The 25,686-nt window shown below is 39.1% G+C and carries 28 protein-coding genes; 24 read left to right on the top strand and 4 right to left on the bottom strand.

The window, feature by feature from the left end:
- Window positions 1-3: 3 nt before the first annotated feature.
- The 14 genes from M9R32_RS02560 to M9R32_RS02495 all read left to right on the top strand — a co-directional run bounded on the left by M9R32_RS02560 (window position 4) and on the right by M9R32_RS02495 (window position 10,938).
- The gene (locus M9R32_RS02560) at window positions 4-450 is read left to right on the top strand and encodes a hypothetical protein (RefSeq protein WP_269925185.1); all 447 of its coding nucleotides are present in this window, start codon (window positions 4-6) and stop codon (window positions 448-450) included.
- Between the two features lie 50 nt (window positions 451-500).
- Window positions 501-743 carry a hypothetical protein gene (locus M9R32_RS02555; RefSeq protein ID WP_269925184.1) on the top strand — a complete coding sequence of 81 codons (243 nt, stop codon included), beginning with the start codon at window positions 501-503 and terminating at the stop codon, window positions 741-743.
- Window positions 743-1,867, top strand: coding sequence for a sporulation protein YqfD (locus tag M9R32_RS02550; protein WP_269925183.1), 1,125 nt, complete (start codon window positions 743-745; stop codon window positions 1,865-1,867). The genes M9R32_RS02555 and M9R32_RS02550 overlap by 1 nt, the downstream gene beginning before the upstream one ends.
- Before the next feature lie 2 nt (window positions 1,868-1,869).
- Window positions 1,870-2,832 carry a PhoH family protein gene (locus M9R32_RS02545; RefSeq protein WP_269925182.1) on the top strand — a complete coding sequence of 321 codons (963 nt, stop codon included), beginning with the start codon at window positions 1,870-1,872 and terminating at the stop codon, window positions 2,830-2,832.
- Window positions 2,833-3,264: 432 nt separating this feature from the next.
- On the top strand, window positions 3,265-5,349 hold the full coding sequence (locus tag M9R32_RS02540; RefSeq protein ID WP_272508264.1) for an HD family phosphohydrolase: 2,085 nt from the start codon (window positions 3,265-3,267) through the stop codon (window positions 5,347-5,349).
- 12 nt (window positions 5,350-5,361) lie between these two features.
- The gene (gene ybeY / locus M9R32_RS02535) at window positions 5,362-5,835 is read left to right on the top strand and encodes an rRNA maturation RNase YbeY (protein ID WP_269925180.1); all 474 of its coding nucleotides are present in this window, start codon (window positions 5,362-5,364) and stop codon (window positions 5,833-5,835) included.
- Complete coding sequence (locus M9R32_RS02530; RefSeq protein ID WP_269925179.1) at window positions 5,832-6,197, top strand: diacylglycerol kinase family protein; 366 nt, start codon at window positions 5,832-5,834, stop codon at window positions 6,195-6,197. Before ybeY ends, M9R32_RS02530 begins: the two co-directional genes overlap by 4 nt.
- 12 nt (window positions 6,198-6,209) lie before the next feature.
- Complete coding sequence (locus M9R32_RS02525; protein ID WP_269925178.1) at window positions 6,210-6,620, top strand: cytidine deaminase; 411 nt, start codon at window positions 6,210-6,212, stop codon at window positions 6,618-6,620.
- A complete protein-coding gene (gene era, locus M9R32_RS02520; protein ID WP_269925177.1) occupies window positions 6,604-7,518 on the top strand; it encodes a GTPase Era in 915 nt (304 codons plus the stop codon). The genes M9R32_RS02525 and era overlap by 17 nt, the downstream gene beginning before the upstream one ends.
- 18 nt (window positions 7,519-7,536) lie before the next feature.
- Complete coding sequence (gene recO / locus M9R32_RS02515; RefSeq protein ID WP_269925176.1) at window positions 7,537-8,331, top strand: DNA repair protein RecO; 795 nt, start codon at window positions 7,537-7,539, stop codon at window positions 8,329-8,331.
- A 64-nt stretch (window positions 8,332-8,395) separates the two neighbouring features.
- Window positions 8,396-9,259, top strand: coding sequence for an aminoglycoside phosphotransferase family protein (locus M9R32_RS02510; protein ID WP_269925175.1), 864 nt, complete (start codon window positions 8,396-8,398; stop codon window positions 9,257-9,259).
- Window positions 9,260-9,365: 106 nt separating this feature from the next.
- The gene (locus tag M9R32_RS02505) at window positions 9,366-9,941 is read left to right on the top strand and encodes an MEDS domain-containing protein (RefSeq protein WP_269925174.1); all 576 of its coding nucleotides are present in this window, start codon (window positions 9,366-9,368) and stop codon (window positions 9,939-9,941) included.
- A gap of 113 nt (window positions 9,942-10,054) precedes the next feature.
- Window positions 10,055-10,360, top strand: coding sequence for a hypothetical protein (locus tag M9R32_RS02500; RefSeq protein ID WP_269925173.1), 306 nt, complete (start codon window positions 10,055-10,057; stop codon window positions 10,358-10,360).
- A gap of 32 nt (window positions 10,361-10,392) precedes the next feature.
- The gene (locus M9R32_RS02495) at window positions 10,393-10,938 is read left to right on the top strand and encodes a GNAT family N-acetyltransferase (protein WP_269925172.1); all 546 of its coding nucleotides are present in this window, start codon (window positions 10,393-10,395) and stop codon (window positions 10,936-10,938) included.
- 154 nt (window positions 10,939-11,092) lie between these two features.
- Here M9R32_RS02495 and M9R32_RS02490 read toward each other — a convergent pair whose 3' ends face one another.
- On the bottom strand, window positions 11,093-12,475 hold the full coding sequence (locus M9R32_RS02490) for a glycine--tRNA ligase (protein WP_269925171.1): 1,383 nt from the start codon (window positions 12,473-12,475) through the stop codon (window positions 11,093-11,095).
- 328 nt (window positions 12,476-12,803) lie between these two features.
- Between M9R32_RS02490 and M9R32_RS02485 the strand changes: the two genes are divergently transcribed.
- From M9R32_RS02485 to M9R32_RS02450, 8 genes are all read left to right on the top strand, one after another.
- Entirely contained in the window at window positions 12,804-13,442 is a 639-nt protein-coding gene (locus M9R32_RS02485) for a transcriptional regulator CcpN (RefSeq protein WP_269925170.1), read from the top strand.
- 13 nt (window positions 13,443-13,455) lie between these two features.
- On the top strand, window positions 13,456-14,259 hold the full coding sequence (locus M9R32_RS02480; protein ID WP_269925169.1) for a pyruvate, water dikinase regulatory protein: 804 nt from the start codon (window positions 13,456-13,458) through the stop codon (window positions 14,257-14,259).
- Window positions 14,260-14,560: 301 nt separating this feature from the next.
- Window positions 14,561-16,372, top strand: coding sequence for a DNA primase (gene dnaG / locus M9R32_RS02475; protein ID WP_269925168.1), 1,812 nt, complete (start codon window positions 14,561-14,563; stop codon window positions 16,370-16,372).
- A 32-nt stretch (window positions 16,373-16,404) separates the two neighbouring features.
- Complete coding sequence (gene rpoD / locus M9R32_RS02470; RefSeq protein ID WP_016426907.1) at window positions 16,405-17,535, top strand: RNA polymerase sigma factor RpoD; 1,131 nt, start codon at window positions 16,405-16,407, stop codon at window positions 17,533-17,535.
- A 140-nt stretch (window positions 17,536-17,675) separates the two neighbouring features.
- Complete coding sequence (locus tag M9R32_RS02465) at window positions 17,676-18,815, top strand: acyl-CoA dehydrogenase (RefSeq protein ID WP_269925167.1); 1,140 nt, start codon at window positions 17,676-17,678, stop codon at window positions 18,813-18,815.
- Between the two features lie 141 nt (window positions 18,816-18,956).
- On the top strand, window positions 18,957-19,322 hold the full coding sequence (cccA, locus tag M9R32_RS02460) for a cytochrome c550 (RefSeq protein WP_269925166.1): 366 nt from the start codon (window positions 18,957-18,959) through the stop codon (window positions 19,320-19,322).
- Between the two features lie 293 nt (window positions 19,323-19,615).
- Entirely contained in the window at window positions 19,616-20,314 is a 699-nt protein-coding gene (locus M9R32_RS02455; RefSeq protein ID WP_269925165.1) for a tRNA (adenine(22)-N(1))-methyltransferase, read from the top strand.
- Window positions 20,311-21,429 carry a Nif3-like dinuclear metal center hexameric protein gene (locus M9R32_RS02450; RefSeq protein ID WP_269925164.1) on the top strand — a complete coding sequence of 373 codons (1,119 nt, stop codon included), beginning with the start codon at window positions 20,311-20,313 and terminating at the stop codon, window positions 21,427-21,429. Before M9R32_RS02455 ends, M9R32_RS02450 begins: the two co-directional genes overlap by 4 nt.
- A gap of 36 nt (window positions 21,430-21,465) precedes the next feature.
- On the opposite strand, the gene M9R32_RS02445 is transcribed toward M9R32_RS02450, so the two are convergent.
- Complete coding sequence (locus M9R32_RS02445; RefSeq protein ID WP_269925163.1) at window positions 21,466-22,443, bottom strand: 4-hydroxy-3-methylbut-2-enyl diphosphate reductase; 978 nt, start codon at window positions 22,441-22,443, stop codon at window positions 21,466-21,468.
- Between the two features lie 65 nt (window positions 22,444-22,508).
- Complete coding sequence (gene vrrA / locus M9R32_RS02440) at window positions 22,509-22,985, bottom strand: VrrA/YqfQ family protein (RefSeq protein ID WP_269925162.1); 477 nt, start codon at window positions 22,983-22,985, stop codon at window positions 22,509-22,511.
- A gap of 122 nt (window positions 22,986-23,107) precedes the next feature.
- On the opposite strand from vrrA, the gene M9R32_RS02435 reads away from it, so the two are divergent.
- Window positions 23,108-24,409, top strand: a complete 1,302-nt coding sequence (locus M9R32_RS02435) for a DEAD/DEAH box helicase (RefSeq protein WP_269925161.1) — start codon at window positions 23,108-23,110, stop codon at window positions 24,407-24,409.
- 14 nt (window positions 24,410-24,423) lie between these two features.
- Window positions 24,424-25,311: a deoxyribonuclease IV gene (locus M9R32_RS02430; RefSeq protein ID WP_269925160.1), complete on the top strand. Its 888-nt coding sequence runs from the start codon at window positions 24,424-24,426 to the stop codon at window positions 25,309-25,311.
- Window positions 25,312-25,358: 47 nt separating this feature from the next.
- On the opposite strand, the gene M9R32_RS02425 is transcribed toward M9R32_RS02430, so the two are convergent.
- Complete coding sequence (locus tag M9R32_RS02425) at window positions 25,359-25,598, bottom strand: hypothetical protein (protein WP_269925159.1); 240 nt, start codon at window positions 25,596-25,598, stop codon at window positions 25,359-25,361.
- Between the last annotated feature and the right edge of the window lie 88 nt (window positions 25,599-25,686).

Here is a 25,686-nt window from a genome sequence, read left to right as displayed (position 1 = left end):
ACAGTGGAACCAATCATTTTTGCGATCATTGCATTTGTCATCAGTGCAATTTTTAAGCGGAAAAATGCAAGTGATGATGGTGGACAAACGAAACCATTTCTGCCGCAGTCGCCAAATCAACAATCCATGAAAAAACTTGAAGATTATGCGAAAGAAATATATGGAGATGTGCAAAAGCAAATCTCTGAAAGACAAACAAAAACACCATCAAAACCTGAAGTTATGTATCAAATGAAACAAGTGAAAGAAAAAGTTTTACCTGCTAAGGAACAAATGAAAGAAGCACCAAGAACTTCGGCTCGGCAAGGAAGACTTTCCCTGCACCAGACGAAAGAGAAGAATCGTATTCAAAATACAGATTCTTCATCATTCGTTCCGTCATCAGAAAAAGAACTTCTTCAGGCGATTATTTTCTCGGAAATTCTAGCACCGCCAAAATCGAAACGTTAACTCATGACCTCCAATCTGTCAGCATATGCTGATGGAAAGGAGGTCTTTTTTTGTTAAACAATCATCTGCAATTGACCCCATTTATCCATATTGATGACTTTCAATCTATTCGTGTGAATGGACCCTTTGAATTATTGTCACTCAGTCCTAACTCATGTCAGTTAAAGGGACAAGGATTTGCTTTGACCATCGAATCAGGCGAAACGATTATTTCCACCATGAATGTAGATGAAGTCACAATCAGTGTTCGAGATTTAACCAAACTGGAACTACGAAAATTGGATATGGTCTAATGGCATCTTTAGAAAGTAGTCGAAAAATCACTTGTCAATTAAAGCCCCATGAACAAACATACTCTTTTCTTCAAGCATTAAAGTTAAATAAAGTTTACATAATAAAATTATCTACAAATAAATCAGGAACGACTTTTATGATTTATGAAAAAGATATTCCGAAGGTCCGTAAAATCAGAAAGAAGTACAGAATACCGATCCATTTCTCTCGACCAGATAATTCAAGCGTACTTCAATTTCACTGGTCAGTGCTCGCAGGATTACTTGGATTCATTTTAGTTCCATATATCTGTTCTTTATTTTTATGGCAAATATCAATTGAAGATGAATCAGATGAACGGCAAGTAAAACTCGAACAGGAACTGCATAAATTAAATGTTATCGAAAGAAAGAGTTTGAAATCACTGATCCCGGATTCTGAAATACGACAAGTTATTTTAGCAAACAATCACGATCTTTCCTGGATTCATATCAAACGAAGTGGGGCAAAAATGCATATTACTTCTGTACCTGCTCCTGTCATTATCCGTGATCAAGTGGATGAAACAGCACCTTCGGATTTGGTGGCTTTGCGTAAAGGTGTCATTACCCATTATGATCTCCGCTCAGGAGAACGTTTGGTACCGTTACACGAAACGGTCAAAAAAGGAGATACGTTAGTAACGGGGATACTGAAACAAGGAAATAAAAATTTAGTTGTTGGGGCAGAAGGGCAAGTGTTTGCGGACTATTGGCTTGAAATGTCTTTTCAGTTACCAACAAAAATTATCTATGATAAGTTTGTAGCCGAAGAAGTGAATATTCTACAAGTGTCTAAACCATGGAAAGCATTCAAAAAAGAGCAAAGCTTGGAACATCTGATTGAAATGTTCAAAAGTGTCTTTCGGGTAGAGCGCAATACAATTTTTGAAAAATCTTCTGTGACTGTAAATGAAAAGTGGATTGAAGAAGCATTTTTGCCCATGCTAAGAATGAGAACAGCATCCAGTTTGTCATCAAATGGAAAGATTAAGGATGAAAAAGTTTTACACATGACATGGTCAAATGATACAGTAAAAGGGAAAGTACTGTATTATATGAATGATAATATTGCAGGTAAAAGACCTATACATCAAGGAGACTGAGAATGCAGGAAGAACATTATACGGAATTACACGTTCAAGACCCAAATGAAGCCATCTTACTGCTAGGAATTTCTGATGGCAATATGAAATTAATTGAACAAGAGCTGGGCGTTCAAGTGATCACCAGAGGCGAAGCGATTCGTCTAGTAGGGGATGTCGAAAAGCGTGCAGTTGCTAAACAACTGATTGAACAACTTTTAAAAGTTATTAAAAAAGGGATAAATATTAACCAACGTGACGTTAGTACGGCTATTGAAATGAGTACAGCTGGGACTTTAGAGTATTTCGCGGAATTGTACGATGAAGAAATTGCGCGTAATGTAAAAGGGAAAGCGATTCGTGCTAAAACAATCGGCCAACGTGAATACATTCATGCCATTCGCCATAAAGATCTGGTATTTTGTATTGGACCTGCTGGTACCGGGAAAACATATCTTGCAGTCGTGCTTGCAACACAAGCATTAAAGAATGGTCATGTAAAACGCATTATCTTGACCCGACCTGCTGTTGAAGCGGGTGAGAGCTTAGGATTCTTACCAGGGGATTTGAAAGAAAAAGTAGATCCTTATTTACGTCCTTTATACGATGCTCTTCATGATGTGCTCGGAACGGAACAAACGACGCGCTTCTTGGAAAGAGGAACGATAGAAATTGCACCTCTTGCATATATGCGTGGACGAACACTAGATGATGCCTTTGTCATTTTGGATGAAGCTCAAAATACGACAAAAGCTCAAATGAAGATGTTTTTAACACGACTGGGCTTCGGCTCGAAGATGGTAATCACAGGCGACAAAACGCAAATCGATTTACCGCGTGGTGCAGAATCCGGCCTGAAAGTAGCGGAGAAGATTTTGCACAATGTCAGTGGCATCCACTTCCAAATGCTCGAGCAAGGGGACGTTGTACGTCATCCTCTCGTCGCAAAAATTATCCACGCATACGAAGAACAGCAGCCGGAATAAGGCTGCTGTTTTTTTTGCTAATTGCTCCTGATAATATTATCTGTTGTTTAATTCACATTTGCAGTAGTCTCAAATCTCGTATGAGCCTGTCATTTAGAATGAAAACCCCAACCTGTGGATCTCCCGCTTCACGCACTTTCAAGTTTTGGAGCAACTTTTCCTAAATAGGAGCAACTTTCGTTGTTTTTGGAGCAACTTTTCCAAAATAGGAGCAACTTTCACTGTTTTTGGAGCAACTAACCAATATTTCCCACAAATCAAAAAAATAGAATCATAGAAAAGCGATATTAAACAAGCAATCTTACATAGAATGATTAGTTGCGATGTTTGTATTTCTTGAATCTTTTACATTAGTCGGTGTAATGATAGAAAATTCTTGATATGATAGTAGGAAGAAGATGGGGTGATGCAGTGGACAGCTGGGTGAAGAAAATGCAGTCGCTAGTAGGCTACCGAACATTTACCGTTTTAACGATTGTGATAACAGGTTTACTCCTTTTTTTACTGCTCATAAATGGAGTTAGACCCGAGAAATATGATATTCAAGAATTTCATTTATCAACCGAAACGATCCGCTCTATCAAAACGGTTGAAGATCCTGTGAAAACGGAAGAAGAACGCCAAAGAGCCGCTTCAGAAGTATCAAGTGTTTACCAATTTTCCGAAGAAATTGGCGAAAATCGTGCAGCGATTGTTACGTCGGTAATTGATTATGTTTTGGAAGAAAAAGCGGAGTCAGTTGAATCATTAGCTCCGATGGAAGAGCAAGTAAGTGACTTGAAGGAAAACCTCAATGTACTGGAAACAGATGGCGAAGGAATTCGTTTTACAGATGGCGCTTTGGTTTCATTACTCTTATTGGAAAATGAATCTTTAATTAATTTAAGAGATTCTCTTACGGCTTCCATACGCGATATTATGAGTAAACCGATACGGTCGGAGCAAGTGGCCAATACTAAAAATGAAATCGAAAGACGCATTCGCGGGAATTTGGAAATACCGGAGAGTGTGTTGCCAACTGCGGTATTGATTGGACGTTACAGCATTAATGAAAATGAAACATTAAATGAAGAACTAACCCAAGCGCGAATCGAGCAGGCTAGAGCAAGTATTGAACCGACACGGATTCTCCAAGGACAAGTTATTGTCCAGGAAGGTCAGATTATCGATCGGGAAGTATATCGACAACTAAAACTTCTTGGAATGCTGACCAATCAGTCTTCAATGAAGCCAATTCTCGGACTTATTCTTTTTATTTCGCTTTGTATGTGGCTACTACATATGCAGATGACAAAATGGCGTGCCAGTAAAGAAGAAAGGCAACGTACCCTTCTTGTGGTCATGCTGATCTTAATTATGTCGGTAATCGGGATGAAGCTGATTAGTTTAGTTTCGAATAACTTCGACGTTTCGATTGCTTTTCTTTTCCCGACCGCATTAGCTCCAATGCTTGTCCGTTCATTGATTAATGAACGCTTTGCAGTTTTGATGGCTTTTTTAACTGCCGCAATTGCCGGAATCGTATTCCAAGAAGGTTATTCCGTTGTTCTACAAATGGAAATCGCCCTTTATCTTTTGTTTGGAGGACTTGCGGGTCTATACGTGATTCAAGGAGCGGAAAAACGGTCACACTTACTGCAAACGAGTTTAAGCGTAGCGGTTGTCAATTTCGTTTTTATGGCGTTCTATTTATTAATGACCCAATCAGACTATGGAGTCAGCGAATTGCTATTTTACGGGATTGCCGCTATTACATCCGGTCTTTTGTCCGGTGCTTTGACCATCGGAATGTTGCCATTCTTTGAATCCGCTTTTGGTTTAATTTCCACGATGAAACTGATTGAACTATCAAATCCGAATCATCCTTTGTTGAAAAAAATCTTAACGGAAACTCCAGGGACATATCATCATAGTGTGATGGTCGCAAACTTGGCTGATGCAGCCTGTGAATCCATTGGGGCAGATGGCTTATTAGCACGAGTCGGGTGTTACTACCATGATATCGGAAAAACCAAACGTCCTGGATTTTTCATTGAAAATCAAATGAGTCATGCCAACCCTCATGACTCATTGCCCCCAGAAACAAGTCGGGATATCATATTATCCCACGGAAGTGATGGAGCGAAATTACTGCAAAAACACAAAATGCCGAAAGAAATCATTGATATTGCGGAACAACATCACGGCACCAGTTTATTGAAGTATTTTTACTACAAGGCAAAAGAAGAAGGGCAATCTGTTAATGAAGAAGATTATCGTTATGCAGGTCCTAAACCTCAGAAAAAAGAGACAGCCATTATTTCCATTGCAGATAGTGTGGAAGCGGCAGTCCGTTCCATGAAGCATCCAACGGCAGAAAAAATACAGGAAATCGTCCATTCCATTATTAAAGACCGATTACATGATGGGCAATTCGATGAATGTGACTTAACATTAAAAGAACTCAAAACCGTCGAACGTGTTTTGTGCGAAACGCTGAATGGGATCTTCCATTCTCGAATTGAATACCCTCAATAAAGGAGCACACATATGCATTTAACATTAGACTTAATCGACCAAACAGAATCTTTATCCACGGAGAACCTGGAAATGATTGAAAAAATGTTACATCACGCTGCTCAGTCTGAAGGCATTGAAGCAGGCAGCGAGTTATCTGTAACATTTGTGAACAATGAAGAAATTCAACAAATCAACCATGAGTATCGAGGAAAAAATGTACCGACAGACGTCATTTCATTTGCCATGGAAGAATTAGGCGAAGGGGAAATGGCAATCGAAGTGGAAGGTGTACCACGTATGCTAGGGGACATCATCATTTCAGTTGAACGTGCAAAGGAACAGGCAGCCGATTACGGTCATAGTGAAGAGAGGGAATTGGGATTTTTAGCAATCCATGGTTTTCTTCATTTGCTCGGTTATGACCATATGGAAGCGGATGAAGAAAAAGAAATGACACAAAAGCAAGAGGCAATCTTACAGTCCTTTGGATTGCGACGTGAATGAAAAACAATAATTTCATTTCTTCATTCAAATACGCATTTGCTGGACTCATTAGTGCCAGTAAAAGAGAGCGGAATTTCCGATTTCATTTAATCGCAGCAATTGTCGTAATTTTAACGGGCATCTTTAGTCATTTATCAACGATTGAATGGATCATATTGATTTTGTGTATCTCAGGTATGTTGAGTCTTGAATTAGTCAATTCTGCTTTGGAGAGAGTAGTTGATCTGGCTTCTCCAGATATACATGTTTTAGCTAAGCTGGCGAAAGACATGAGCGCCGGTGCAGTCCTTGTATTTGCCTGTGCAAGTGCTATAATCGGAATACTCATCTTTTTACCTAAGTGGATGGAAATTATTAATTGAGGTGTTCGAATAATGGATAAATTACAAGTGATGGAAGAATCGAAAATCGCACGCGAAAACGCGTACGTACCATATTCTAAATTTAAAGTGGGCGCTGCTTTATTAACGAAAGAAGGCAAAGTATACCACGGTTGTAATATTGAAAATGCATCATTTAGCATGACAAACTGTGCAGAGCGCACAGCAATTTTTAAAGCGGTTTCTGAGGGAGTTCGCGACTTTGCATCACTTGCAGTCGTAGCTGACACAGAGGGCCCTGTATCGCCATGTGGAGCTTGCCGTCAAGTGATTGCCGAGTTCTGTGAGCCGAACATGCCTGTTTATCTGATTAACTTAAAAGGTGATGTACAGGAAACAACAGTTGCTGAATTATTGCCTGGTGCATTTTCTCCGGAGGATTTAGCGAATGCTGGAAACAAATAAAGGGTATAAATCAGGATTCATTTCAATTATTGGGCGTCCGAACGCAGGGAAATCAACATTCTTGAACCGTGTAATCGGGCAAAAAATTGCGATTATGAGTGACAAACCACAAACGACAAGAAATAAAGTTCAAGGTGTATTAACAACGAACACTGAACAACTTATTTTCATTGATACTCCTGGAATTAATGAACCTAGACATAAACTAGGGGATTTTATGCTGAAAGTTGCAAAAAACACATTACGTGAAGTCGATGCGATTTTGTTGATGGTAGATTCAACAGACCGTATCGGGAAACAAGATCGTTACATTTTAGATATGCTTAAAGGAAATGAAACACCAGTCTTTTTAGTGATGAATAAGATTGATTTAATCCATCCTGACAAGTTGTTGAGTGTTACAGAATCGTTCAGAAATGAATTTGATTTCGCTGATGTATTACCGATTTCTGCTCTTGAAGGTATCAATATCGAAGGCTTACTGAAAGTCCTGACTGAGCACTTGCCAGAAGGCCCTCAATATTACCCTGCCGATCAAGTAACAGATCATCCAGAACGTTTCATTATTTCTGAGTTGATTCGTGAAAAAGTGCTTCATTTAACACATGAAGAGATTCCACATTCAATTGCGGTCGTTATTGAGAAAATTAAAAGAGATGAAGATAGTGATAAAATTCGAGTGACAGCGACCATTATGGTAGAACGCGACTCACAAAAAGGGATCGTTATCGGTAAAAAAGGTGCACTTCTTAAAGAAGTGGGGATGCGTGCCCGTAAAGATATCGAAATGTTGCTTGGAAGCAAAGTATTTCTAGAGCTATGGGTAAAAGTCCAAAAAGACTGGCGCAATAAACAAGTCCATTTACGCGACTTCGGTTTCCGCGACGACGAATATTAATAAGGGGCGTGGGGGCAGTTGCTGAATCGAATTGAAGGCATTGTCTTAAAAACGCAAGATTACGGGGAATCCAATAAAATAGTCACCATCTATTCGCGAGAAGGTGGCAAGGTCACCGCGATGGCAAGAGGGGCAAAAAAACCTGCAAGTAGACTCGCGGCGATTACGCAACCTTTCACCCATGGTTCCTTCCTGGTCCAACAAGGGCGCGGAATGGGGACGATGCAGCAAGGGGAACAGATGGAATCGTACCGTCATATTCGTGAGAATATCGAAGCGACTGCTTATGCAAGTTTTGTGGTGGAATTAATTGATCGTGCGGTAGAAGACCGTACGGCTCAACCTGCCATTTTCAATTTGCTCCAGCAAGCGCTGCATGCTATCTCTGAGGAATATGACCCTGAAGCCATTGCTTTGTTCGTTGAGTGGAAGATGTTGCCGGTCACTGGTATATATCCCACACTGCATCAATGTGCCAATTGTGGAGCGACAGATGGAGAATTTGCTTTCTCCTTCCAACAAATCGGTTTTTTGTGTCATCGGTGTTTTGACGTGGATCGTTATATCATTCGATTAACGCCTGCTCAAGTGAAACTAATTCGGACTTTTTATACTGTACCGATCGAGCAAGTTGGAAAATTGACATTAAAGAAAGAAACTAAAACTTTTATCAAGAAAATAGTCAGAACCATCTATGAAGAACAAACAGGTATTCGATTGAAGTCCAGATCATTCATCGATCAGCTTGATCGTTCACCTCAATACTTCCCCAAAAAAGAAAATCCGTCTACTGATCCTGAAAAAGGGCAGTAAGGCGGTTTTTTATGTGAAAATAAATAGATAACAAGTATAAAATTCAAAGAGGAGGTGTATTACATTGGTTGAAAATTTATTAAAAAAGCACCTGATAGCAAAGTATGGTGATTTTACACCGATTAGATTAGCTGGTGGGTACACAAATGAAACCTTCCTGTTAGTTGGTATACATCCTCCAGTAGTTGCTAAAGTAATAAACTCAGTTAACGATGAAATAGAAAATGAAATTAATTGTTTAAAGTTAACACAAGAAACCGGCATTACACCAAAAATCTATGATGTTATGAAAATAGACGACATTCAAATAATTGTAATGGAGTACAGGAAAGGAATTAATGGACAAACCATTTTGGATAGTGAAGACCTAAATATAAAAAAGGAATTATATGAAATTTTAGGTCAAACTCTTGCGAAAAGTATCCATTCAAAAAAATACCAGTATGTTTCTAGTGGAATTAAAGAATGTAATTTCAATGAATTGAACTATAATTTGGATTTTGTCCCAGATGTACTAATAAATAATTCAAAATTCCTTTTAAAAAACATACAAGATTGCCAAGACGAATGGGTTTTAACTCACGGAGACTATGGAGTTCATAATATTTTATACACGGATACTCATACGCTTACCGTTTTGGATTGGGAGTGGTCTGAATGGGCAAATCCTTTAACGGATATAGGCTGGGTCTGCTGGTTTACGAAACTCCATTACCCCCAATATGCGGAATCATTAAATCAGCTATTTATTAATGAGTACAAAAAATACAGTTCTGTAGCCGTAACACCTGAATTATTAAAAGCCTATTGTGTTTATAAGGTATGGAAAATTTTGCATAGGATAAAAAGTGGGTCACATGAAATTCAGGAAGAATGGGTAAGACGTTTAAAATGGACTATGGAAGAAGAAATTTTCAATTTCAATTAAAACAGTTGGGAAAAATTGATAATTACACAAATTATCAATTTTCTCTCATTTCGCTACTCTTATTTATTAGGTATAATTGAGAGATACGAAGCAAAGGGATGACTAAATGAAAAACAAAATGAATCAAATGTTTGAGGATCAACGAAATGTTCATGTGCTGTATTCGTATACTGAACAAGAAAATTACATAAAACAGGTTCTGGATTTTATTGAAAATGGTATTGCTTTGGGAGATTACGTTATTTTAATTGAAAATTCCCGTCTTTATCCGATGATTCAAAAGGAACTGAGCACACGTTTATCAAAAGAGCAACTGACGTTTCTACATTATGTAAACAGCTTTGATTTCTATTGTTCTAGTGGAAGTTATCATCCTCCTGCAATTACAGATTACTTTAGTAAAATGATAGAGCCTTACCTGGAAAAACAACTCACTTTCCGGTCTTGGGCACATGTGGAGTGGGCTACCATGGAAGAGCCTCTTCATCTAATTGAAGATTTTGAGAAAATAATCGACGAAGCAGTAAATGAACTGTCGTTTCCATTAATTTGCGCATACGAAGGAAATAGAATGCCAGAATACATTAAAAATATGTTGTTGGAAAGACACCCGTATGTGCTCTTGGAAGATGATTTCATGGTCTCGGAAGAATACAAGCAATCATTTGTGACGAATAAATAATCAAAACGCTTAGGGGATATTCCTAAGCGTATTTTATTTCCACAATCCAATGAGTAACAAATTATTTTATGGCAGATTACACTGGATTTGGTTCTTTAAAAAGGAGTTAATATATGGGATTGGATATCTATTTTTATGATAAAGACAATAAAGAATATTTTCTTGCGGAAATAAGTAAAAAACTGCATAATCAAATCTTTTATAAAAATGTGAGTTCAGAACAATGGGGAATCCTTAGTAAAATAAAACATTACTATGGAATTGAAGTGAACTTAAATAGAGATCAAATTATAGAATTCATAGAAAGACTTGAAGCGATTAAATCAAACATTCCGGATGAGTTTACCAATGAAATCGATGAATTAAAGAGTATTTTGTCGAATAAAGAATACCGGTATATTACCATTGCTGGTGATTGATTTTTAAAGTGATGAAGGGGGATTGAGTGGTAATGAAAGTGAACGAAATCGAATTCAATGTTCGTAACTTACAATATTTTATTAGATCAGCAAACGAGAAAGATGCCAAAAGCCTGTCCGAAGTCAGATTGCAGGCAGATGGTGAAACTGAAAATTTAGATAGAGAAAAAGGCGAGGCATATATAGATGAATCGGGCTTTAAACAGATAATTAAAGATGATACAGAAAGTTTAAATAATCTGTTTTTAGTTGCTGAAGTTGATCAAAAAATTGTCGGTTTTTCCAGATGTGAAGGAAGCAATTTAAAAAGAAGTTCTCATAAAGTAGAATTTGGTGTTTGTGTATTAATGGAATATTGGGGATTTGGTATCGGGAAAAATCTTTTACAACAAGCAATTCATTGGGCAGACACACATGAAATTAAGAAAATAACATTGAATGTTCTCGAAACCAATGAAAAAGCCATCGAGCTTTACAAGAAATGTGGGTTTGAAGTGGAAGGTATTCTAAGAAAAGATAAATTTCTTTCTGACGGCAATTACTATAATACCATCATCATGGGAAGGGTTAAGCCATGAGTCATTACTTAATTCCAGGTAGTGGACTGCTTCTTAAATATAACAAAGCATAGTAAAAAGGGAGGGAGATGTGAACTAATCACATCTCCCTCCCTTAACTTTTCACTAAATCATAATGCTAATGTAGAGCTCTGAGCCTTCACAATCGAAAAGCTTAAAATTCTAAGTGCTTCTCAATATAAGCTTTAACATCAATGATCGGCATACGTACTTGTTCCATTGAATCGCGGTGACGAACGGTTACTTGACCATCTTCAACTGAATCAAAGTCATACGTGATACAGAAAGGTGTGCCGATTTCATCTTGTCGACGGTAGCGTTTCCCGATGGATTGAGACTCATCATAATCGACCATGAATGATTTACTCAAATCAGTAAACACTTCACCAGCACCTTCAGCTAGTTTTTTTGATAATGGTAAAATAGCTGCTTTTACTGGAGCTAAGGCAGGGTGGAAACGTAACACTGTACGTTTGTCATCGCCTTCAAGTGCTTCTTCAGCATAAGCATCACATAAAAACGCCAGTGTGACACGGTCTGCACCCAATGATGGTTCGATACAGTACGGTACATAACGCTCATTCGTAATCGGATCAATGTAGTTGAAATCTTCACCAGAGTGTTCCATATGGCGTTTTAAGTCGAAGTCTGTGCGGTCTGCAATACCCCAAAGCTCACCCCAGCCGAATGGGAATTTATATTCCACATCTGTAGTAGCCGAAGCATAATGTGAAAGTTCTTCTTTATCGTGATCACGTAAACGCATGTTATCTTCGTTTAAACCTAAGTTCAGTAACCAGTTTTTACAATAGTCGCGCCAGAAAGTAAACCATTCCAGATCTTCACCTGGCTTACAGAAGAATTCAAGCTCCATTTGCTCAAATTCACGCGTGCGGAAAGTGAAGTTACCAGGCGTGATTTCATTACGGAAACTTTTACCGATCTGAGCAATCCCGAACGGCATTTTCTTACGCATTGAGCGTTGAACGTTTTTAAAGTTTACAAAAATACCTTGTGCAGTTTCAGGGCGTAAGTAGATATCATTTGAAGAAGATTCCGTCACACCTTGAGAAGTTTTGAACATTAAATTGAACTGACGGATGTTCGTGAATTCTTGTGCACCACAATCTGGACATGTAATTGCATGTTCGCTGATTAACTCTTCCATTTTTTCGAATGGAAGGCCGTCAACGATCATTTCGATTCCTTTAGCTTCAAGTGCATCTTCAATCAATTTGTCAGCACGATGACGCGCTTTACATTTTTTACAGTCGATCATTGGGTCATTGAAATTACCGATATGACCTGATGCCGACCATACTTTAGGGTTCATAAGGATCGCTGCGTCAAGTCCCACGTTATATGGAGATTCTTGAACGAATTTGCGCCACCATGCTTTTTTAATATTGTTTTTCAATTCAATTCCAAGTGGACCGTAATCCCAAGTGTTGGCTAAGCCTCCGTAGATATCAGAGCCAGGAAATACAAATCCTCGGTGTTTTGCTAAACTTACTACGTTTTCCATTGTGATTGTCATAACAATCCCTCCAAAAATAAAAATAGCACTCGTCTCCGGACATTAAATGTCCGGGGACGAGTGCATTATACCCGCGGTTCCACCCCAGTTGATCGCTATGCGCAATCCACTTTCATTAACATGACTCCAGGACGCCTTTTCTTGTTCCTTGCAGACTTTCACTGTCTCTGCTCGCTAATGTGAACAATACTTATTTTCCTATCTTCGTCTATATAATTGACTATATTGTAGCATACACAATTTAAAAATGCCACTTAAGCTGGGTACTAGATTAGCCTGCTTAATTAGTATATAATATTGAACATTGAGTATAACACTTTTTGAGGCGGTGAGTCCGATCGAACTCAACAAACGTCAAGAGGACATTTTGCAAATTGTAAAAGAAAATGGTCCGATTACAGGAGAACAAATTGCAGAACGTCTGCATTTAACAAGATCTACACTTCGACCGGATTTAGCTATATTAACCATGTCGGGGTTTCTGGATGCAAGACCTCGAGTAGGATATTTCTATTCAGGCAAAAAAACTGGTCAAGCTGTTTCCGATAGCATGATGAATATGAAGGTTCGGGATTTCCAATCAATCCCTATTGTAGTGGCTGAAGATATGACAGTATATGATGCCATTTGTCACATGTTCTTAGAGGATGTCGGAACGCTTTTTGTTGTCGACAAAAATGCTTATCTAACAGGAGTATTATCTCGAAAAGATTTACTTAGAACGAGTTTAGGTCAACAGGACTTGAACAAAATTCCCGTACATATCATCATGACGAGGATGCCCAATATTACTTTTTGTTATAAACACGATTCATTGTTCCATGCTGCGAAGAAGTTGATTGACAAACAGATAGATGCTCTGCCAATCGTTAAACAACATCCAGATGGCTACGAAGTGATTGGTCGTTTGACGAAAACAAACATTACAGGTGCTTTTCTGTCATTAGCGGAAAATCACGATTTGTGAGGTGATGGAAACCATGAAAAAACTGCAAATATTTATTGTTTCGGATTCTGTTGGTGAAACAGGGGAGTTAGTTGCGAAAGCGGCGGTAAGTCAGTTTAGACCTGGTTTACAGGACACTTCCTTAAAACGTTTCCCACATATTGAAACACTGGATCATGTGAAAGAGATTGTTCATCTTGCTCAAATGCAGCAGGCGATGATTTTATATACGCTCGTCCAAAAAAAAATGCGTTATAATTTACAGATGGAATGCGCAAAGCATAGTGTGAGATCCATTGACTTAATGGGTCCGCTAATGGACATGTTGGAACTTGAGCTGAATGAGATTCCATTTGAAGAACCAGGTCTGGTTCGTAAATTGGATGATGACTATTTTAAAAAAATCGAAGCAATCGAGTTTGCTGTTAAATATGATGATGGGCGTGACCCACGTGGTTTACTATTGGCAGACATCGTTCTAGTAGGCGTTTCACGTACATCAAAGACGCCATTATCTCAGTATTTAGCACACAAACGATATAAAGTTGCGAATGTTCCTTTAGTGCCTGAAGTGGAACCCCCAGAAGAATTATTTAAAGTTGACCCAGAAAAATGTTTCGGACTTGTTATTTCACCAGATAAGCTCAATTCAATTCGTAAAGAACGATTGATTGCTTTGGGTTTGAATGATGATGCAAGCTATGCAAAATTGGAACGTATTAAACAAGAGATCGTCCATTTTGAAAAAGTTGTTTCTCGAATTGGCTGTCATGTGATTGATGTCACGAATCGAGCAGTGGAAGAAACGGCAAATGTCATCTTAAACAAAATCCAGTAAGTGAAAACCATCTCTTCCGGGAAGGTTTTTTCTTTTGGAATAATAATTTTTTATAGATTTTTCAAGAAAAACGTTTTATAATAAAAAATTGTGGTAAAAATATTTAATAAGAGTTGTCATTTTGTAAGTTTTGTCATGATTTTAATAATTTTGACTTTAAAAAATCACTATAGAAAAATAACATTATTACTACTTTAAAGGGAGTAATATGTGTTTTTTTATTATTTTGTCGAAACTTGCAGGATTTTCATCAAATCTCTCGAATTCAATATTTAGCCCGTTAAAAGATGGTGATGACAACATGCAACGAATTCCTGAAGAAACAATCGAACATATTCGTACGAGTAATGATGTTGTTGATGTCATTAGTGAATATGTCCAATTGACAAAGCGTGGACGTAACTGGTTTGGACTTTGTCCTTTTCATGGAGAACAAACACCGTCATTCTCAGTTTCACAAGACAAACAAATTTTTCATTGTTTTGGATGTGGTGCCGGAGGAAATGCCATTACCTTTGTAATGGATATAGACAATCTTTCCTTTCAGGAAGCCGTCAGTAAGTTAGGATCTCGTATCGGGATCGATGTTGAGATTGAACCACAAAATGGCGAGACCAAAACGGTATCCAAAGAAGAAACACGAATGAAAGAAGCGCACACGTTTGCAATGAATTATTATCATCACTTGCTTCTTAATACAGAAGAAGGTGAAAAAGCTCTTCATTATTTAGAAGAAAGAGGATTTTCTAGAGAGCTTATTGAACAATATAGAATTGGGTGGTCACTTCCTAATTGGGATGCCTTAACTACGTTACTCGAACGTAAAGGATTCAATCTAGCCGAAATGGCACAAAGTGGTCTTCTCATTCAGAAAGAAAATAAAAATGAATACTTTGATCGATTCAGAGAACGTATTATGTTTCCGGTTCGTGATGAAGCGGGACATGTCATAGCGTTTTCAGGTCGTGTGTTAACAACTGAAACGCAAGATGCAAAGTACATGAACAGTCCTGAATCACCGATCTTTCAAAAAAGCAAAGTTTTGTATAATTTGGATGTTGCACGTCCGATAATCCGTAAAAAACATAAAGTGATTGTCATGGAAGGTTTTATGGATGTTATGGCAGCGGCAAAAGCGGGTATCATGAATACTGTAGCTACTATGGGTACTTCGCTTACAAAAGAACATATCCAAAAACTGAAGCGATTAACCGACTCTGTCATACTTTGTTACGATGGGGATGGCGCGGGTTTAGAAGCTGCAAAACGTGCTTCACAACTCTTAATGGAGAGTAAAGTGAAAACTGAAATTGCCATCTTGCCCGATCAGATGGACCCGGATGACTTTGTTCAAAAAAATGGTGCAGAGGCATTTGAAAAACAAATCATTGAACGACCTCATGCTTATTTAGCTTTTATGATGATGGTCGCAAGACGTAATAAAAACTTTCAATTTGAAAATGACACGTTACAATACGTGCAAGAAGTTCTGGAACATTTTGTCGGGAATTCTTCACCGGTTGAACGCGATTTATATATTCGGCAATTAGCCAAAGAAACCAATATTTCGGAAGACGCGATTTATCAGCAATTTCGAAAGATTGAAGGCAAGAACCTTAAACAAAACTCGAGACAACAGGCTCCACCAGTTGCCCAAAACGCTCCGATAAGTCGAAAGCGCGTTCAAGCGATTGACAGGGCTGAAAAATTGTTGCTCGCGCACATGCTTCATCAAGTCGATATAGTCGATCGTTTACACCAAGATCATGGCCTTCATGTATTTATCCACGATCCTTACGAGGCAATATTTGTTCGACTAATAGGTTTCTACGATACCTATCCTCAAGCTGATACACATCGTTTTCTAGAAATTCTAGAAGACACAGAACTACGAAAATTGGTTATGGAAGCAACGTTAACAGAACGGGACCCAGAGCATGCTATTGAAGAAGTCTCGGACTGCTTACGACAAATAAATAAACACCGAATCGAGCTTCAAATACAAACGAAAATGCACGAGTCCAAAGAAGCAGAAAAACTTCAGGATATGAAACGTGCTTTAGAGCTTGCAAAACAAATAATCGATTTGAAAAAATCGTTATCAACGATGTAAATTGATTGGTTTTTTTTAAAGGAGGAAGACTTATGGCGGACAAGTCTGAACGTTCAAAAGAGGTAGAAACTGAGGTCACATTAGAAGAAGCAAAAAAATCTCTACTCGAATTAGGTAAAAAATCGGGGGAGCTGACTTTTGCTGATATAGCTGAAAAATTATCCGTATTTGAGTTGGAATCCGATCAAATCGAAGAATTTATCGAACAGCTGGAAGCACAAGGTGTGGAACTTGGTCGTAAAGACGGCGATGAAGAAGACTTGGAAAAGTTGATGAAAAAAGGGCAAGAAGAAGAAACATTCGACTTGAACGATTTAAGCGTACCACCGGGCGTTAAAATTAATGATCCTGTGCGTATGTACTTAAAAGAAATCGGTCGAGTGGATTTACTTTCTGCTGATGAAGAAATTGCCTTAGCTAAACGTATTGAAGCTGGCGATGAAGAAGCGAAAAAACGATTGGCTGAAGCGAACTTGCGTCTTGTTGTAAGTATTGCCAAGCGTTATGTTGGTCGTGGAATGCTTTTCCTGGATTTGATTCAGGAAGGAAATATGGGTCTTATTAAAGCGGTGGAAAAATTTGATTTCCGTAAAGGGTTCAAATTCAGTACGTATGCTACATGGTGGATCCGACAAGCAATTACACGTGCAATTGCTGACCAAGCCCGTACGATTCGTATTCCAGTTCATATGGTCGAGACGATTAATAAATTAATCCGTGTTCAGCGTCAATTGCTACAAGACTTAGGTCGCGAACCTTCTCCTGAAGAAATCGGGGAAGAAATGGAATTGCCAGCTGAGAAAGTACGTGAAATCTTGAAGATTGCACAAGAACCTGTTTCACTGGAAACACCTATTGGGGAAGAAGATGATTCTCACTTAGGTGACTTCATTGAAGACTCTGATGCACAATCTCCATCTGATCACGCAGCATATGAGTTATTAAAAGAGCAGTTAGAGGACGTTTTAGATACATTAACTGATCGTGAAGAGAATGTATTACGTTTACGTTTTGGTCTTGACGACGGCCGTACACGCACGCTTGAAGAAGTAGGTAAAGTATTTGGCGTAACGCGCGAGCGTATTCGTCAAATTGAAGCGAAAGCTTTACGCAAATTGCGTCATCCTTCAAGAAGTAAACGACTAAAAGACTTTTTAGAATAGACTTCCCAAAAGATGCTCACACCCGTGAGCATCTTTTTTTGTTCTCTTTTTTTAATAGAAGAATAATAGTTGTGAATGTTAGAATATTTCAGATATAATGAAAAATGAAAGCGTTTTAAAATTAAAAGGGGTTGAATGTAGTGAATTTTGATTTATCGCAAGAACATCAGATGATTCGCAAAACAATGAAAGAGTTTGCGGATAAAGTTGTAGCACCAGGCGCGATAGAACGTGATCGTACAAAAGCTTTTCCAAAAGAAATTTTCAAACAGTTAGCCGACATGGGGATGATGGGCTTACCGTTTTCTGAAGAATATGGTGGCGCTGGCGCAGATACAATCAGTTTCGCTATCGTAACGGAAGAACTTAGTCGAGCATGTGCATCTACTGGTATTACTTATTCAGCGCATATTTCGTTAGGTGGGGCACCACTTAATTTGTTTGGTACAGAAGAGCAAAAACATAAATATTTAACACCGATCTGCACAGGTGAAACTTTTGGTGCTTTCGGATTGACTGAACCAAATGCAGGTTCTGATGCCGGCGGAACACAAACACGTGCCGTTGAAGATGGAGACGATTTCGTCATTAATGGCAGCAAAGTATATATTACGAACGCTAGCTATGCGAAACACTTGGCAATTACTGCGATTACCGGAGAAGTAGATGGCAAGAAAGAAATCAGTGCGATTATCGTGCCAACGGATGCAGAAGGTTTCACAGTTATTGATAACTACGAAAAAATGGGCTTAAATGCTTCAAATACAACAGAACTAGTTTTAGAGAATGTAAGAGTTCCAAAAGAAAACCTTTTAGGTAAGCGTGGAGAAGGATTCCGTCAGTTTTTGGTGACACTTGATGGTGGTCGTATCGGTATTGGTGCGATGGCTGTAGGGATTGCTCAGGCGGCGTTTGATCGAGCGCTACGTTATTCTAAAGAACGAAAACAATTCGGCAAACCACTATCCGATTTCCAGATTACGCAATTCAAATTGGCTGATATGGCCATGAAGATTGAATTGGCACGAACTATGGTCTATAAAGCTGCATGGTTGAAAGATCAAGGCCGTCCATTCTCAAAAGAAGCCTCAATGTGTAAATTATATGCATCAGAAATCGCAATGCAAATTGCGGACCAAGCTGTTCAAATTCACGGCGGATATGGATATATGAAAGAATATGAAGTGGAGCGTTATATGCGTGACGCCAAATTGTGTGAAATTGGTGAAGGTACCTCTGAAGTGCAACGAATGGTTATTGCGCGTTTAATCGGTTGCTAAATTTCGCTAAATTGTCGAATTTATCACAATCCGTGAAAACTTCCGAGATAAGACTTTTCGTTTTAGATAGAATGCAGTACAATAACAGTGTTGACTGATTCTATTTTAGAAAAAGAATGAACGAAAAAAGGAGGTTACATGATGCAAAAAAATCCAATAGTTCCTTTCATTTTAATTATGGCATTTGGTATTGGCCTTATCTTCTTCTTATCAATTCAAGGCGCTGAGAAAAAAGAAGAAATTACTGCTGGACATGAAGAAGGCGGTGAAGGCGGCGATAAAGCAGAAACTGAAGAGTTCGATGCTGAAATGGCAAAAGGGAAATGTATTTCTTGTCACGGTGGAGATCTTAAAGGTGGAGTTGGTCCTGCTTTAGTAGGTACTTCTTTATCTAAAGAAGAAATTACTGAAATTATCGTAAATGGTAAAGGATCTGGCATGCCTGCCGGTTTACTACCTGAAGACCAAGCTGCACAAATGGCAGAATATATTTTAACTCTTAAATAAGCCTTAACCCTTATCCGATTTGGATAAGGGTTTTTTCATGGGTTAGGATAGGTTATGTCGAGGAACGCGAATAGAAGGTGTCGAAACGCGAATAGAACACGTCCGAACGTGAATAGAACACCTCGAATCGCGAATATACCACCTTCGGACGCGAATAGAACGTCTCCGAACGCGAATAGATTCCATAAAACCACAAATAGATAGAACCGCTCACCACTCTCATTCACCTTCAGCAACCCGTTTTTTCGTGTCTATGGTACAATCTTGTTTATAGAAGAAAGGAGAGGATTTCGTTGAACGCACAACGTCTCTCAGAGCGATTAACACGTGTCGCTTCATATGTTGAAAAAGGATCAATCGTGGCGGATATCGGAAGTGACCACGCATATTTACCATGTTATCTCGTTCACCAACAAATCGCGGATAAAGCAGTTGCTGGTGAAGTGGCAAAAGGACCGTATGAATCTGCACGCAAGCAAGTTCGCGCTGAACAATTGCAAGATTACATAACGGTTCGGTTTGCAAACGGACTTCAAGCGATTGAAAGTGAAGATCATGTTGATACAGTGACCATTGCAGGGATGGGAGGGCCATTAATTGCCTCCATTTTAGATCAAGATATCGACAGATTAAAAACGGTCAACAGGCTTATTTTACAACCGAATATTCATGCGAAAGCAATTCGTGAGTGGGCGTTATTAAATGACTGGAAGCTCGTGGCAGAAGAAATTCTGCAAGAAGACGACAAAATATACGAAATTCTGGTATTGGAAAGAGGAAAGATGACTCTATCTCCAGCAGAATTATTACTTGGTCCATTTTTAATGGTAGATCGTAATGATGTGTTCCGAAAAAAATGGCAAAAAGAATCAGCTGAATGGAAACGTATATTAGAAGCGATTCGCGTCGCTGAATTATCGAAAGAAGTTCAGATGAAGAAAGAAGAAATCGAAGAGAAATTGACAATTGTTAAGGAGGTTCTTGGTGCATGAAAACTGCGAATGGACACGAAATCATTCAATTGTTTGAGTCGTGGTCGCCAAAATTTTATGCATTGGATGATGACCCCATCGGTTTACAAATCGGCCAATTGAATCGACCGGTACAAAAAGTCTTGGTCACACTGGATGTGACGCTTGAAGTTGTCCAGGAAGCAATTGATCAAAAATGCCAGATGATTCTCGCACATCATCCACCAATTTTCCGTCCTTTAAAAAATCTACGTACCGATTCTCCTTCAGGTGAAATGTTTGCTCTTTGTATTAAGCATGACATTGCGGTATATGCTGCTCATACCAATTTGGATGTGGCACCGGGCGGGGTGAATGATTTGTTGGCAGAAGCACTTGGATTGCAGGAAATCAACATACTGGAAGAAACATACGCAGAACCGATGATGAAGTTAGCTGTGTATGTACCAACTTCCGCTTCAGAAGATTTACGCAAGTCACTTGCTCGTGCAGGAGCCGGTAAAATTGGCAATTACGACAGCTGTAGTTTTTCATCAACCGGTATAGGAAGATTTCAACCTTTAGAAGGTGCGAACCCTACTATTGGTACTAAGAATCACTTGGAAGAAGTGAATGAGGACAAAGTGGAAGTGGTATTCCCTGCTTCTAACAAAGCCAAGGTTTTAAAAGCCATGTATACTCACCATCCTTATGAAGAAGTGGCGTTTGATTTATGGACGCAAGATACGAAAACACAGGAACAAGGCATCGGTCGAATTGGTAGTCTTGAACAGCCAATGTCTCTTGATGCGTTTGCACAACGAGTTAAAGACCGACTATCTGTGCCGTTTGTACGCATTGTTGGCGAAGCTGGTGCAAACATCCGTAAAGTTGCTGTACTTGGTGGCGACGGTAATAAGTACATTCAAAAAGCTAAAAGGGCAGGCGCAGATGTCCTGGTCACTGGAGATTTGTATTTCCATGTAGCACAGGATGCACAAGCACTGGGTCTGAATGTAATTGATCCGGGACACCATGTTGAATCGATTATGAAAAAAGGTGTTTCTGAAAAAATGAACGGGATGTGTAAAGAGAAAAAATTCGACTGTACTTTTGTTGCATCGAAAATTTCAACTGAACCGTTCAGAATTCTATAAAAAAAGCTATCCAGTTAATGCTGGATAGCTTTTTCATTACGTGAGTTTATAAGGTTCAATTCTATCGACAGGTTTAGGCGTTTTGATTTTTGGTAAAATCTTGTCAATAGTAACTGTACGTTCTAAATGATGAGTCTGTGGATCCAGTGGGTCATACTTCTCTAAAAATTGGACAACTTCTTTAACGATAGGTGTCGGTGTAGAAGCGCCTGCTGTAACAGCAATTCGTTCAATGCCTTCTAGCCATTCCAGTCTAAGCTCCGACAAATCAGAAATTCGGTAGGAAGGGGTGTTGGCAATTTCTTCAGAGACTTGTGTCAGTCGATTTGAGTTGTTACTCATAGGATCTCCGACAACGATCAACAATTCGGCAGCGCCTGCTTGATCAGCTACAGCTTCTTGTCGAACTTGTGTAGCCAGGCAAATTTCTTTATGAACCTCGATATGAGGATATTTCAAAGACAATTTTTCCATAAGTGCGGCCACGTCCCATTGACTCATCGTCGTCTGGTTCGTAACGATTAATTTTTCTGCCTGGATGTTCAATTGTTCGACATCTTCCACAGTCTGAACAAGATGAACAGCATGTGGTGCCACACCTACCGCACCTTCAGGTTCAGGATGTCCTTTTTTACCGATGTAAATGACTTGGTAACCTTCGGCAGTCTTCTCACGAATTAAATCGTGTGTAACTGTCACATCAGGACAAGTGGCATCTATCGAAACCAGCCCTTTTTGTTTGGCTAATTCACGAACTTCAGGTGATACACCATGGGCAGTAAAGATAACGGTTCCGCCATCCACTTTATCCAGTATTTCTTTACGATTTTCTCCATCCAACGTAATAATCCCATCATTTTCAAAGGCATCGGTTACATGTTTATTATGAACGATCATACCTAATATATAAATCGGGCGCGGAAGGGAAGTATCCATCGCTGCATTACGAGCGATAACCATTGCATCCACGACGCCGTAACAATAACCACGTGGGGAAATTTTGAGTACTTGCATATGTAGCACTCCTCTCAGAAGTTGTTAATTTCTATTATAACGGAGAGGAGTGGCGAATTCAAAAATCAAATTGGTGGCTGGAAAATACGTGGTTGAGATGCCCCAACAGTGCGGGGAACAACGGATGCAGCTGATGCAGCATTTCGCACAGCACCACTAGCGGCGGAGGCAGTAGATGTGGCATCAGGCATGCTTTGGAAACCTCTATAAATTTTAAATAACGCTGGGATGTTTTGAACCATAGGTGCAACTTGTTGGACCATTGGTGTCAATTTCTGCGCAGTGTTCAAGAAACGGTCAGCGGTTTCCATGAACTGCTCAATACGGTTCGCGCCTTGCGGTAATCCAGAATTTCCTAAAGCATTCCCTAAACCACGAAAACCACCACCTGCTGGTCCACCCGAACCGCCTAGACCACCTAAAAATCCGCCAAAAGGTGATTGAGATGGACCTCCAGGAAAGTTACCAGGCGGAACTGGGAAACGTTGCGCAACATTCGGTATTTGCGATTGTGCGAATGGATAAAATGATTGATAACGCATATAATCCTCCTTTCTAAATAAATAGTTAATTGACGCAGAGGGCACACAACAACTATGATAAGCTGATGGTCTTCAAAATAGACAAAACATGTTACAATGAAAGAACGTAAGGAGGGACTAAAATGTCCAAATATACAGATTATGATTTTCAACCTTTTTTACAGAATGCCATTAGTAAATTAGGTTTTACAGAACCAACCCCTATTCAAAAAGAAATGATACCTCTAATTCTTAAAGGAAAAAGTGCGATTGGCCAAGCACATACGGGTACAGGGAAAACGCATAGTTTTTTAATTCCGATTGTTGAGCGAATCATCACTGGCAAAACAGAATTACAGGCTATCATTACGTCCCCAACGCGTGAACTTGCTTCACAAATTTTCGAAGAACTAAGTAAACTGACTGAAGGTACGGACATTCAATCAAAATTGTTTATCGGTGGTACTGATAAACAACGTTCGATTGACAAGTTAAAATCACAACCACATATTGTTGTTGGGACACCAGGTCGTATTCGTGACTTAGTTAAAGAAAATGCTTTGCTGGTTCATACGGCACCTATATTAGTAGTAGATGAAGCGGACCTCGCTTTTGACATGGGCTTTATCGAAGATATCGATGCTTTTGCAGGAAAAATGCCAGATTCTCTTGAAATGTTCGTATTCTCTGCGACTATTCCTGAACGCTTGCAGCCATTTTTGAAAAAATACATGGAATCTCCAGTACACATCAATATCGGTGAAAAACGTCCGGTAGCTGAAGGCATTGTCTTCAATCTGGTTCCAGTACGAAGCAAGTCGAAAAAGAAACGTCTGGTCGAAGTGTTAAATGGAATTAATCCCTACTTGGCGATTATTTTTGCAAACACACGAAAAAATGCAGATGATGTTGCCAATTATTTAGCTGAAGCTGGTTATCGTGTAGGACGAATTCATGGGGATTTAGCGCCTCGTGAACGTACACGCATGATGAAACAAGTCCGCGATCTTGAGTATCAATACATTGTGGCAACAGATCTTGCTGCCCGTGGAATTGACATTCAAGGTGTAAGTCACGTGATTAACTATGAACTGCCAGAAGACTTGGAGTTCTTTATTCACCGTGTTGGACGTACAGCTCGTGCCGGTTTGGAAGGCACAGCTATTACATTATATGAACCAACTGACGAAGACGCGATTATCCGTATCGAAAAAATGGGAATCCCGTTTGTTCATGTCGATGTCGTTGATGGTGAGTGGTCATCTTTAAAAGAACGCCACACACGCAAAAATCGTAAAAAGACAACTGAAGATGAAATTGATGCGAAAGCAAAATCGATGGTCCGTAAACCGAAAAAAGTAAAACCAGGATACAAACGTAATATGAAATGGGAAATGGACAAAATTAAAAAGAGAGAACGCCGCATCAAAAACCGTAAAAAGTAAAGGGGTGTTCTTTTATGTTATTAGGTTCACACGTTTCCATGAGTGGGAAAAACATGCTGGTTTCAGCCAGTGAAGAGGCAGCGTCCTACGGGGCCAATACTTTTATGATTTATACAGGCGCGCCTCAAAATACGCGCCGCAAACCGATAGAAGATTTGAATATTGAAGCGGGACAAGCACATATGATGGCCAATGGAATGTCAAATATAGTTGTTCATGCACCTTATATCATTAATATCGGGAACTCATTGAAGCCAGAAACATTTTCACTTGGCGTCGGTTTTTTACAAAAAGAAATCGAACGAACTGCAGCTTTAGGTGCTAAACAAATCGTCCTCCATCCGGGAGCTCATGTTGGGGCAGGAGCAGATGTTGGCATTGCAAAGATTATTGAAGGTTTAAATGAAGTACTTTCACAAGATTTTCCTGTGCAAATCGCTTTAGAAACGATGGCTGGAAAAGGTACTGAATGTGGTCGATCATTTGAAGAACTTGCAGAGATTATTAATGGCGTGACACATAACGAAAGAATGTCGGTTTGTTTTGATACATGCCATACACATGACGCTGGTTATGATATCGTGAATGATTTTGATGGTGTATTGAATCAATTTGATCAATTAATCGGACTGGATCGTTTGAAAGTTCTTCATATCAATGACAGTAAAAATATTCGTGGTGCTGGCAAAGACCGTCATGAGAATATAGGGTTTGGTGAAATAGGTTTTGATGCACTCAACTATATCGTGCATCATCCCCAATTGACTTCGGTACCGAAAATTCTTGAAACGCCTTTCGTTGGCTCAGATGCAAAAAACAAAAAACCACCATATTTATACGAAATTGAAATGTTCAAGCAACAAACGTTCATGCCGGAGAGCATTGAAAATTTGCGTGCTTAAATCATAAAAGACTCAAGCAACTTTTTGCTTGAGTCTTTTTTTCTAGTTTAAAGACCAAAATGTGCCAACAGTTTTTTAGTCCGAGTTTTGCCAAGAACCGTTTGAATTTGTTTGTGAACATGCTCAGGGGGGCCAAAAATAAGCCATTGAAGCGAAGCCTTCTCAAAAATTGGACGGACTTGTTTTACTTCTGCAGGCGTCAGTGTAACAGGAAGTATGCTCGTCATTTTGGCAATTTCCTCATCAGGTTTATCTTTTATTGCTTGCACCAGTTCCCAAATATCCACTAAGTCATCCTTTCAAGATAATTAAGTTTACTTCTTGTCGATTCTTCGTTATACTAATCCATTGTAAATCGTAATGATTATGAATTAG

Source organism: Paenisporosarcina quisquiliarum, assembly GCF_027563315.1.
Lineage (GTDB): Bacteria > Bacillota > Bacilli > Bacillales_A > Planococcaceae > Paenisporosarcina > Paenisporosarcina quisquiliarum.
Note: the sequence above shows the minus strand (reverse complement) of the source record. Positions and strands in the feature narration are given on the sequence as shown.